The organism is Lentilactobacillus sp. TOM.63 (assembly GCF_030361045.1).
GTDB lineage: Bacteria > Bacillota > Bacilli > Lactobacillales > Lactobacillaceae > Lentilactobacillus > Lentilactobacillus dabitei.
On the sequence record NZ_JAUCAP010000084.1, the window covers coordinates 1 to 10,483 of the forward strand.

The 10,483-nt window shown below is 43.1% G+C and carries 9 protein-coding genes; 4 read left to right on the forward strand and 5 right to left on the reverse strand.

What is annotated here, in order from left to right:
* Positions 1 to 388 precede the first annotated feature (388 nt).
* The 4 genes from QUF07_RS11990 to QUF07_RS12005 all read right to left on the reverse strand — a co-directional run bounded on the left by QUF07_RS11990 (position 389) and on the right by QUF07_RS12005 (position 5,079).
* Positions 389 to 1,258, reverse strand: coding sequence for a DegV family protein (locus QUF07_RS11990; protein ID WP_217165140.1), 870 nt, complete (start codon positions 1,256 to 1,258; stop codon positions 389 to 391).
* A gap of 149 nt (positions 1,259 to 1,407) precedes the next feature.
* Positions 1,408 to 2,238 carry a hypothetical protein gene (locus tag QUF07_RS11995; RefSeq protein ID WP_249778519.1) on the reverse strand — a complete coding sequence of 277 codons (831 nt, stop codon included), beginning with the start codon at positions 2,236 to 2,238 and terminating at the stop codon, positions 1,408 to 1,410.
* Between the two features lie 13 nt (positions 2,239 to 2,251).
* A complete protein-coding gene (locus tag QUF07_RS12000; RefSeq protein WP_217165142.1) occupies positions 2,252 to 3,067 on the reverse strand; it encodes a hypothetical protein in 816 nt (271 codons plus the stop codon).
* Positions 3,068 to 3,333: 266 nt separating this feature from the next.
* A complete protein-coding gene (locus QUF07_RS12005) occupies positions 3,334 to 5,079 on the reverse strand; it encodes a phospho-sugar mutase (protein WP_217165144.1) in 1,746 nt (581 codons plus the stop codon).
* Between the two features lie 328 nt (positions 5,080 to 5,407).
* Between QUF07_RS12005 and QUF07_RS12010 the strand changes: the two genes are divergently transcribed.
* The gene (locus tag QUF07_RS12010; RefSeq protein WP_289427584.1) at positions 5,408 to 6,427 is read left to right on the forward strand and encodes a LacI family DNA-binding transcriptional regulator; all 1,020 of its coding nucleotides are present in this window, start codon (positions 5,408 to 5,410) and stop codon (positions 6,425 to 6,427) included.
* On the opposite strand, the gene QUF07_RS12015 is transcribed toward QUF07_RS12010, so the two are convergent.
* Entirely contained in the window at positions 6,408 to 7,247 is an 840-nt protein-coding gene (locus tag QUF07_RS12015) for a DegV family protein (RefSeq protein ID WP_217342281.1), read from the reverse strand. The genes QUF07_RS12010 and QUF07_RS12015 overlap by 20 nt on opposite strands.
* Positions 7,248 to 7,386: 139 nt before the next feature.
* Here QUF07_RS12015 and QUF07_RS12020 point away from each other — a divergent pair, with 139 nt between their 5' ends.
* From QUF07_RS12020 to QUF07_RS12030, 3 genes are all read left to right on the forward strand, one after another.
* Entirely contained in the window at positions 7,387 to 7,695 is a 309-nt protein-coding gene (locus QUF07_RS12020; RefSeq protein WP_217165147.1) for a DUF7671 family protein, read from the forward strand.
* A gap of 100 nt (positions 7,696 to 7,795) precedes the next feature.
* Positions 7,796 to 9,682 (forward strand): S53 family peptidase, encoded by a 1,887-nt coding sequence (locus QUF07_RS12025; protein WP_289427586.1) that lies wholly within the window; start codon positions 7,796 to 7,798, stop codon positions 9,680 to 9,682.
* A gap of 3 nt (positions 9,683 to 9,685) precedes the next feature.
* Positions 9,686 to 10,465: a protease pro-enzyme activation domain-containing protein gene (locus tag QUF07_RS12030; RefSeq protein ID WP_289427587.1), complete on the forward strand. Its 780-nt coding sequence runs from the start codon at positions 9,686 to 9,688 to the stop codon at positions 10,463 to 10,465.
* Positions 10,466 to 10,483: the final 18 nt, after the last annotated feature.

Here is a 10,483-nt window from a genome sequence, read left to right on the forward strand (position 1 = left end):
CTGCTTGCAGGCAACCGCTGTATCTAAGCAAATTGTGGTCGTGACACCGTGAGGTGTTATTCTCACAAGCTCCTGAACTTATTCAGGAGTGGTTGACATTATGATAATTTGCCATGATTGATTTACCTTCAGCTTTCGAATTTTGATGGTGATTGAAAACTTGCGAGTTTAAAATTAAATGTATTTTGAAATAATAGCTATATTTGCAATCCTAAGCAATCTTATTCTACAAAGATTTGAAAAAACAGTGATATTTTAAAACTTGGACCAAATTTTATCATAGGTTCGTTAAAATATCATAAAATTTGGAATTTGGACGAATGATTTGTAGCCAACTACAATCAAGACGACAAAAAAGCGAGTGGCAATTCACTCGCTGTGGTTCAAGTTACTTGCTAATTTTATCCCAATCAATATCCCAAACAACGCCCATGGCTTTTTCGCCAGTATGAACGGTGATTGCTGGGCTAATTTGATAAGTACTGATTGCGGTGCTTGGAAACTCTTCATGGAATCGGTTAACCCAGGCCTTACTGAGCTTCGGATTATTGGCGTCAACCACCGAAATTCTCATCGGCAGTTGGAAGTCAGATTGACTTTCTGTGATGAATTTGACGATGTGCTCAAGCGATTGCTTCATCGTGCGGTCTTTGGCCAACGGAACGATTTTACCGGCCTCGTCAAAAGTTAACATTGGTTTGATTTTCAGTAGATTACCAAAAAAAGCTGAGGTGTTGGAGATCCGTCCTGTGCGTTGCAGATGAGATAAGCTGTCAACTACCAAACAAACGTGGATGGAGTCTCTCAATTGGTCCAACTTAGGCAGAATGGTGGCGGCATTTTCACCAGCCATTGCCAGTTTGCCAGCCAATAGTGTCAAGTCAGCTTCACCCGCACTAGCAATTTTTGAGTCAAATGGATACACCTTAATATTGGTCACTTGCTGGCTGTAGGCAACCAAGTTTTCGTAAAACGAGGTGATGCCAGAAGATAGATTGACACAGATGACCTCATCGAATCCCTGTTCACTGAGTTGGTCAAATGCTGTCTGCATCTGGCCCATTGTGACTTGGGCAGTCGTCGGCAGTTGGTCAGCTTCCGCCAATTTTTTGAGAAAGGCTTCAGAAGTGATATCGATGCCATCGCGGTATTGTGTTTGGCCAAAAATTACGGTGATTGGTAAAACGGTGATCTGGTATTTATTAGCCAGTTCCTTATCGAGGTAACTGGCACTATCAGTGATTACAGCAGTTTTCATATTCAAATTCCTCTCCTACGGGGTTCTTTATCATTTTAACCTTGATTTGAAAGGAATACAAAGGAAGCGTGCTCGAATAATTAAAAAAAGTTGTTGCAAATTTGAATTATTTTAATTTTCTTAGTTATAAAGAGATATTAGCTTCCTTATTACGGATAAACGGTCATACTCCCCACATAAAAGTCCTTGCCGCCGACGTTATACCTGACAGAAATAACCGCGTTACTGCCATACTTTTGAATCTTCGAATGGTTCACCGTCGCCAAGTAGTGATTGGTCCTGGTCATTTTCAGGCGGTAACGGTACTTGCCGGTGCTATTGATTTTGGTCATTGGTAAGCCGGAAACTTCTGCCTTGGTGTAGAAGTACGAGGTGTTGCCTTTCTTAACGAACTTTTGGAGTTTGGCATAATCGGCTGGTTTGGCATTACCATCCGTGTAGATAGTGATGCCGGTGAAGTATTCCAGGTAGCCGTCGTCAGTGACTCGAAAGGCATTCTGCTTCGACAAAAATTGGTCACTTGGCAGGGCTTTATTGCCTTCCCACACGTAAGGATCCTGAGTGTAATTATCTGGGGTTTTGGTATAGGCGAGGTAATTGGGTTGCTTTACGATTTTGAAGAGGCTCTTTTTCGCCCAAATGTAAGTGGTCATCTGTTGATTATGTTTGGACTCATCGACCACTTTTCGCAGCGGCCAGCGGAGGTTATCCATATTAATATTGACGTATGGTTTGCCAGTTGTAACGCCCTTGCCGATTGAGCCAGCGTTAAAGACGGTCCCTTTTGGAATTGTAATGGAGATATCCTTAAAATACGCGTTGGTTGTATGGATGGTCTGCTTTGTTTCCAAAAATAAATTGTGAGATTTGCTGGTTAAGTATTGACTGCTAGCGGATGCTGCGGTGGTGAAACTGATCACTGCAGATAATGCCACGGTCAATGCGAGACCAGCTTTTTTGATTTGTTTGGTTGTTATCAAGCTACTTGCCTCCCTATTTAAAATTGCTGACACTATTAATTTCAAACCAGTCTTCTTTATTGATCCGTGAGACCCAGCTGGTCAGTACCTTTTGGACATCTTCGTCATTCGGGATGACTGTCACGTTGCCATATGAGGTTCCTTGAATGGTGAGCTGGTAATGGTTGTGACTCAGCTTAACAAATGGCAGTTGAGCAACATCCGTTTTGAAGTTCAAAATGGTCTTACCACTGCTGGTTGGGTGGGTCGCGTTTTGGACTTTAACACTGGTAGTTGGCTGTGGTGAAACTTTGAAGAGGTACGGTGAATTTTCGTAGTATTCTAAGTAACCATCAGTCGTCACCCGGATTCTTGTGTTGGTTTGGGAAACATAGTCGGCAGGGACGATGTAACCCTTCCAAAGATTGCCAGTCTCGGTCTTGACTTTCTTGAGTGATCGTTTGCCATCGGATTGGGCGGCGTAATAGTCTAAATAAACTGGTTTTTCAATCTGCTTAAAAGTGGCTTTAGTTGCTGGCAGCCACCGTGTAATTGTGCTGGTGGCTTTTGAACTTAATAATGGCTTTCTCAGGTTATAGCTTAACCGCTCAACATCAGTATAAACGTACTTCTTGCCAGCAATGGTTTTGACACCACCAACTTGTAATGGTGTGTTCTTAGGAATCGTTATTTTAACCTGTTTCTTGCTATTAGTTGTTTTGATGGCTTGTTTGGTAATCACAAAACTATTTTTGATAATTTTGGCGTGAACCGGTTGGGCTTGGAATAGTGTTAGCCCAGAGAGCAATAGGGCACCGGTTGTGAGCTTAATCGTTGTCGTTAATTTCAATGGAATGTCCTCCTAAAAGATAAGTGAGCGTAGCAAAGCGGTTTGCAATCGGTATGTAAGTCTCCTCGAATAGAAATTCTGGTTTTTGGAATTTTTATTCGAGGTGCTTACATGCAGATTGCTGCTTTGAGAAACTGTCCTCTAATCCCTCTATTCTACCAGTATCCACTCCACAACGCAGGCTTAACCTCCGTCAAATAAAAAAGATCTGACTACGGTCATCAGCAGCAGACTGTAGTCAGATCTCAATTGTATTTAAATGTTCATTAGTTATTAATTAATTTGTTAATCAACTTATCCAGTTCATCAACATAACTATTTAACTTAGCGTCCACAGCTTTCTGGCTCTTGTCGACGACTTCAAGGTAGAACTTTACTTTTGGTTCGGTTCCAGATGGCCGAACGGCGACCCAAGTTTCATCATCCAACCAATACTTCAGCACGTTGGATTTTGGTAAGTTAATGGTCGACGTCTTGCCATCCTGATCAGTCAGAATAGATGATTGGTAGTCAGCATGACTGATAACCTTGTGGCCGTTAATTTCAGTGAGTGGATTATCACGCAATTCAGCCAAAATGTGGGCCATTTTATCCTTGCCATCAAGGCCATCGAACTCTTTAGCGATGGTCTTTTCTGCGTAGTAGCCATACTTCTGGAACATTTCCTGAACACCGTCATACAAAGTCTTGCCCTGATTCTTATAATAGGCTGCCACTTCAGCCAGCAATAGGACAGTCTGAATGGCATCCTTATCCCGGACAAATGGTTTGATTAAGTAACCAAAGCTTTCTTCAAAGCCAAACAGGAAGGTGTGATCATGCTCAGTTTCATAATGGTGAATGGCCTCAGCAATAAACTTGAAACCAGTCAGAACATTGTTAGTCGCAACGCCAAACGAAGCAGCAATCTTCACGGCCAAATCAGTTGAAACGATGGATTTCACAATCGTGCCGTCAGCTGGTAAATCACCGGCATTCTTTTTAGCGGTTAAAATATAATTTAGTAAGACGCTGGCAATTTGGTTACCGCTTAATAATTGATAATTACCATCAGGTTGACGAACCGCACAACCTAGCCGGTCAGCGTCAGGATCTGAGGCGATTAAGACGTCGGCGGCTACCTTTTTGCCAAGTTCCTTAGCCAAATCAAAGGCTTGCGGGAACTCTGGGTTAGGAAATGGGGTAGTTGGGAACTCTGGATCGGCGATGGTTTGTTCTGGCACAACTACGTAATTCTTAAAGCCGGCTGCTTCTAAGGCCCGACGCGCAATCACTTTACCAGTTCCGTGCAAGGGCGTATAAACAAATTTCATGTTGGCACCGACCTTTTTGATCAGGTCTAAATCAATGTTGACGGTCTTAACCTTTGCCAGATAGGCTTGATCAACGTCTTCGCCAATCAGGTTCATGGTCTTGGCTTCCCGCAGTTCTTGTTCAGGCGTTACCTTAATAGCAAACAGGTCACTGTTCTTACGAATATAGGAGGTAATTAAATCAGATTCCTTTGGAGGCATCTGGCCGCCATCTTCGCCATAAATCTTGAAGCCATTGTATTGCTTGGGGTTATGGCTGGCCGTAATCATAATGCCGGCATAAGTGTGGAGATGGCGGACCGCAAAGGATAGCTCCGGGGTCGGGCGGATGTCATCAAAGACAAAGGTTGGGATGTGATGATATCCTAATACTTTAGCAGATTCGTGGGCAAATTCTTTGGAGTGGTAACGGGAATCGAAACTAATTGCAACTCCCCGTTTGCGAGTAGCTTCATCCAACGTATCCATGAAGGATGCAAGGCCCTCGGCGGCTTGGCGAACAGTAAAAATGTTCATGCGATTAGTGCCGGCGCCCAGAATTCCCCGCATTCCAGCGGTTCCAAACGATAAAAAGGTGCCAAATGCGTCTTCTTGTTGATTTGAATCAGTCTTCATTTGATCTAGATTAAGTAAAATATCAGCTGGTAAATTCGGTTGCTGTACCCATTGTTGGTAGGCTTCCTTAATTGTGTCTTTCACGACATGACCCTCCCTGTTTAGTCAGTCAGCGGGTCCAAGTGTCAAACTACCATTAGGTTCAGTAACGAAAGAGTTGATTTTGAAAGATTCGTTGCCGATACTGATGAGCAGATGTTGACTTGGAGCAGCTGTCCTTGGTAACTCAGTTCAAGTTCATTATAGAAATTCATAGCGGTTACGTCAATAAGTTTACTAGCCAAAAACGTTATTATGACGGAATATCCTTGACTTATCAGGCTAAACAAAAGATAATTATTTTAGTAAATTAACTAAATTTGTTAATGGTCAGTTGAAGAAGGGATTATACTGTATTTGAAGGGGTGACATAATGGCAACAATTAAAGATATCGCGCATAAAGCTGGGGTGTCAATTACAACGGTTTCTCGGGTACTTAATTATGACAAGTCACTTTCAGTCAGTGACGTGACCCGCAAAAAAATTTTTCAGGTCGCTGAAGACTTGGATTACACCAAGAAGCATCGGGTGAGCACGACTCGCGATAGCATCGCCGTTGTTGAGTGGTATTCCGAACAACAGGAATTAGATGATTTATATTATTTATCGATTCGAATGGGTGCCGAGAAGATGGCCGATCAATTACACTACAAGGTCAAGCGCTATTTTGCTGGCGACTCACTGAATGCGATTGATCAGGATGTCAAATCGATCATTGCAATCGGTAAGTTTAGTGACCAGCAGATTCAGACAATGCTCAAAGTAACCCGTAATATTGTGTTTGTGGATTTTGATACCTTAGCTAAAGGCTATGATTGTGTTGTAACCGATTTTGATAATTCGACCAAGTCTGTGTTGAACGACTTCATTGATAATGGCTTGAAGCAAATCGGGATGTTATCGGGAATTGAATATACCAGTGATCACAAGTTGAAGATCATCGATCCGCGCTTGGAGGTTTTTCGGAATTATTTGGAACACCGGTCCTTATACAATCCAGACAATATCTTTATTGGGGACTATACGCTGCAGACTGCGTACAATTTAGTCAACCAGGCGATTCAAAAGGACCGCGAAGCTTTTCCCAATGCTTTGTTCGTTGCCAACGATGCCATGGCCGTCGGGGCGTTAAAAGCCCTTCACAAAAATGGCATTGCGGTTCCGGGTGATGTGAGCTTAGTCAGCTTCAACGATACCGCTGTGGCCAAATATGTGATTCCATCATTGACAGCAGTTAAAGTCAATACTGGTATGATGGGAGAAGTGGCCATGCAGTTGTTAAACCAGCTGAATACGTCAACGAGTGCAAAAAAAAACCGGACGCCCCAAAAAGTCGTTGTGGGCAACCGGTTAATTAAACGGGAAAGTAGTATTAACCCAGCAGATAAGTGACTCCAGTCGCTTCTGGGCCAATAAAAGTGGTCATCTCTGGATTGGTAGCAACAATTGAAATCGGGACAAACGGGAATTCTTTGCTCAACATGTCATACAATAATTTAGCCCGCTCATCACTGCCAGAGTGAAGAATTGATAACTTGACGAGATTTTGGTCATGCATTTCCGCTAGTTGTTTCTCCCAGAATTGATCGATCAGATCTTCTTTGCGACTGCGAGTCACAAATGTAAAATCATTATTTAAAAATTGCAATATATAAGAAACGTTCAACTGCTTATCCAACATCCCTCTGATTTTGCCAACAATTTTGCGGTTAATCAGCTGGGGATTATTTTGGACAGAGAAGAAGATTCGGGTATTGTTTTGGATACGTTTGAGCTTATCAGAAACCTCAGCAATCTCCACCCCAGCCGCAAGCCATTTGGCGGCTGCGAGTACCTGGTAAGCCAAGCCGGCCGCCGTAACGCCGCTATTAATGACGGTGACGTCACTCGTAGATGCTTTGGCGGCAATGAGGGCGTTTTGATAAGTACTGGTCAGCTTATCACTTAAATGAATGGAGAGAATCTGACTGCCATCTTCTCCGAGACGATTGTAAGTGTCAATTAACTCTGGCACAGCAATTTCGCCAATGATTGGTTTAACCGAGCACTTTTCAAATAGCTGCAGGAACTTTTCACTTTTGATTTTATTTACGTAACCGAACAACTTGCCATCTATCAAAATTGGTGGATTCATAACTGCAATCCCATAGTTACGAATATCTGCATTAGATAGATGAATGGCTGAATCGGTTACTATTTTTTTCTGGTTCATTTAATCACCCCTTGATTGTTACGTTCACAATATTTATTGTATATGAAGAAAACAGTTATGTCTGGTTTTTGCGAAATTATTAGAAATAAGTTCTAACTTTATTCATAATTTACTTATGTAAAATGAAAGGATGATGAATGTGAAAGGGAAGTATGAGGTGTTTCAATATATCGGTGTGCCCATAGAAACTAATGATTCAGGGCAGTATCAAATTAAAACGGATGAACAGGGAGATTTTAAGCTGCACAGTTGGCGTACCGGTAAGCATACCAAGGGCAAGTATAAGCAAATTGGTCAAATATTTCTCACGGAAAATAATTTGCTGGTTGCCATTGTTAAAGTCAATCCAGTGGCATTTAAAGACCGGCATACGTATACACCACTGCAGCGGTTTACGAGTGAGGTCGTTTCGAGCCAGCTGGTTGAAAAAGCCCAAGCAAAGATCTAATGTAGTTATTTCAAGAAAAAATGGCAATCAGTGCAAATCAGAGTAATTGATCAACCAGATTGTTATAATTAATTCATATTAACGATAGAAAAGAGTGATGATGTTGAGGGGAAGACAGTTAACAGTTGCGATGTTGAGCGGCTTATTGGTCGTTGGTGCCAGCACGATCATGGGGGTCCGTCCTGCTCGTGCGGCGGCCCAAACCACGGTTGTCAACGTGGCATTGAAGCCGACTAATGAAACGGATTTGACTAACTACGTGTACGCCACAGTGGACCCGACCAGTGCCCAGTTTCACCAATATTTGACTCCGGCTGCGTTTGCCAGCAAGTTTGGTCAGTCGGACGGCACCATTCAATCGTTTAAGGATTACTTGAAACAATATCATGTTCAAGTTCGGGCGTATTCTGGTAACTTAGCATTAAAATTAACTGCGACGACGACTAATCTGCAGAAGGCATTTAAGGTAAAGGCCGTTAAAAAGGGTGGTAGAACCACCACGGCCTACCAACTGCCAGGACAGCTCTCAAATAAAGCGGTGGCAGTCATTGGCCTCTACCCTAAGCAATCAAAGGCAAGCAAGGTAGCTAAGAAGGCGACCGCTCACAAGCATTCAGTAGCATTGACCGCTGATTTGTCAACGTCTGATAAGCCAGACACAAGCTTAGTCGGGAACGCCTTCTCTAAAAAATATGGTGCGGCTAAATTCGCAAATGCTTATAAGTTGAACACGCTCTACAATCAGGGCTTACAGGGCCAAGGTCAACGCATTGGAATCATTAACACCAGTGATGTTCGAGATAGTGATTTAGTCACCTACTGGCAGCAAGCGGGCGTTAATGATGATTTAAGCCGAGTACAGCATATTTATCCAGTGGATTCAAAGGCTCAGGCACAAAAAGCAATGAATGTAACGATTCAAGCTTCTCAAATGGAAGCAACCCTGGACGCACAGTCGGCTTCTTCGGTTGCCCCGCAAGCTGGTATTGATTTGTATAGTGGTGATATTTCTGGTACTCACACAACCTTGCCGTCTTCTCATTATGCAACGTTTATGACGGCCATTTCGAGCAATCGTGACCAGCAGTTGACTTCTAGTATGGCACCGGGATTTGAAGTTGCATCTGATTGGGATGATCCAAGTGCGACGGTTAGCCAATATAGTCATGCTTTTAACTTGATCCTTGAACAAGCGGCTGCCCAAGGGATTACGGTATTTCAAGCTAGTGGTGACAGGGGGCCATATGCGCAATCTGGGGCCAAAGAGAATCATTTGATGTCAACTTCGCCTTACCAAGTACTGGTTGGTGGCACGACCCTGCCCTATCAAAAGATTATTGCCAATAAGGTCGTGACGGTGCCAAAAGAACGTGCTTGGGGGGATACTTATTCATCACCAGCATACGATACCAAGTATAGTAGCTTTAGTGGCGGTGGTGGTGGCTTTTCAGCCTTAAACCCAACGCCAAGGTATCAGCAGGGTGTCTCGGGGATTAATACATTTAGAGCAATTAACTATCTTACTTTCAAAAAAGGTAAGTATCAGTTAACCAAGCATCCTCATGTCATTTTCGGTACGGGTAATTCTCGAAATCTGCCTGACATAGCCGGAAACGCTGATCGGCAAACAGGATACGCCTCTTATGTTTCAGGCCAACGCTATGCCGTTAATGCCAAAACGCATAAAGCGGTTAAAGTGTCGGCTAAATTATGGGGGATAGATGGTGGTACCAGCTTCACCACGCCACAAATGGCAGGTGCTAATGCCGTGATCAATAGTGGACGACAAACCCCCGTTGGATTTTGGAATCCACAGATTTACCAATTTGCTCAAGAAACTGACAGTCCATTTAATGTTCTTGATGATGCCGATAATAACGATAATCTGTATTATACGGGTCAACCTGGCAAACTTTACAATCAAGCGACGGGGTTGGGAACCATTAACTTTGAAAAGCTTAGCCATAAATTTAGTGATGAGGGGTGATCAATGATGATTTTGAAGAAAAAGCGGTTCACAATTGCAATGCTTAGCAGTTTATTGGTGTTTGGGGCCAGTATGAATATTGGGGTGAATTTGGTTGCTAAGGCAGCAGCCAAAACGACCATTGTCAATGTTGCATTGAAACCGACTAACGAGGCGGATTTAACCAACTATGTGTATAACACGGTGGATCCGACCAGCGCCCAGTTTCACCAATATCTGACACCGGCTGCGTTTGCCAGCAAGTTTGGTCAGTCGGATAGTTATATTCAGTCGTTTAAAGACTATTTTAAAAAATATCACGTTAAGGCAACCGCTTATCCTGGTAACATGTCGTTGAAGCTCACCGCGACAACGACTAACATGCGGCAGGCATTTGGGGCCAAAGATGTTCCAGCAGCTAAGAAGGGTTATCCATCTAGGACCCACTACAAATTACCAGGGAATCTTTCATCGAAGGTAGCCGCGGTTGTTGGCTTGTACGCACCGCAGGCTAAGAAAGCTACCAAAGAGACAACGAAGAAGGCCCACACCGCATTGACGGCTGATTTGCCAACGACTGCAACCAAGCCGGACACGACATTAGCTGGTAATGCTTTTTCACGGAAATATGGGGCGGCTAAGTTTGCCAATGCCTACCAATTGAACACTTTGTATAATAAGGGCCAACAGGGGCAAGGTCAGCGGATCGGAATTATTAGCTATGGCGATATTCATAATAGTGATTTGGTAGATTGTAAAATTAATCCGAACGCTGTTCGGACAAAAAAGATCAGCTTCCTTTAAAATGGTGTTTACCACAAA

What these genes read in the sequence shown, in the direction of transcription:
- QUF07_RS12025 (WP_289427586.1), top strand. Translation starts at nt 7,796, where the DNA reads ATGTTGAGGGGAAGACAGTTAACAGTTGCGATGTTGAGCGGCTTATTG.
- QUF07_RS12030 (WP_289427587.1), top strand. Translation starts at nt 9,686, where the DNA reads ATGATGATTTTGAAGAAAAAGCGGTTCACAATTGCAATGCTTAGCAGT.
- QUF07_RS11990 (WP_217165140.1), bottom strand. Translation starts at nt 1,258, where the DNA reads ATGAAAACTGCTGTAATCACTGATAGTGCCAGTTACCTCGATAAGGAA.
- QUF07_RS12010 (WP_289427584.1), top strand. Translation starts at nt 5,408, where the DNA reads ATGGCAACAATTAAAGATATCGCGCATAAAGCTGGGGTGTCAATTACA.
- QUF07_RS12015 (WP_217342281.1), bottom strand. Translation starts at nt 7,247, where the DNA reads ATGAACCAGAAAAAAATAGTAACCGATTCAGCCATTCATCTATCTAAT.